Source organism: Streptomyces sp. WG7 (assembly GCF_049975785.1).
Classification (GTDB): domain Bacteria; phylum Actinomycetota; class Actinomycetes; order Streptomycetales; family Streptomycetaceae; genus Streptomyces.
This window is the reverse complement of the sequence record NZ_JBNGGE010000182.1, coordinates 1-648: the sequence shown is the minus strand read 5'-3', so window position 1 is coordinate 648 and position 648 is coordinate 1. Positions and strand designations below refer to the sequence as shown.

The following is a 648-nucleotide window of genomic DNA, read 5'->3' as shown; positions in this document are numbered from 1 at the left end:
TGCACGAGCTGACGGTCGAGCTGGGTGTCGAGCTGGACGCGTTCGTCCTCTTCTCGTCGATGAGCGGCACGGTCGGCACGCCTGGCCAGGGCAATTACGCCGCTGCGAACGCCTACTTGGACGCGCTGGCGGAGCAGCGTCGCGCGGACGGTCTGGCGGCGACGTCGATCGCGTGGGGGCCGTGGGCCGAGGGCGGCATGGCCGCCGACGAGGCGACGTCGGCCCGCATGCGCCGGGACGGTGTGCCGCCGATGCGGGCGGACCTGGCGATCAGTGCTTTGCGGCAGGCGGTCGGTTCCGGTCAAGCGGCGCTCACGGTGGCCGACGTGGAGTGGGACCGCTTCCTCGCCGGATTCACCGCCGCGCGCCCCAGCTCGCTGTTCCGCGAACTGCCGGCAGTACGAGGTGGGATCACCGCGCAGACCGCTCTGGCCCCCGCGGCCGAGGCTGCCCCGGCCGCCGTGTCGCTCGTCGGTCGCTTGTCCGCCCTTTCCGCGGGTGAGCGGGAGCGGATGCTGCTGGACCTGGTCCGGGGCCAGGTGGCGGCTGTGCTCGGCCACGGCGGGGTTGGCGCGGTGGGTGCCGGGCGGGCGTTCAAGGAGCTGGGCTTCGACTCGCTGACGGCGGTCGAGCTGCGGAACCGGCTGG

General features: G+C 73.6%; 1 protein-coding gene. It reads left to right on the top strand.

Features of this window, described 5'->3' with window-relative positions:
• On the top strand, positions 1 to 648 hold a 648-nt coding region (locus tag ACP4J0_RS38655; RefSeq protein ID WP_426604145.1), incomplete at both ends, for a beta-ketoacyl reductase.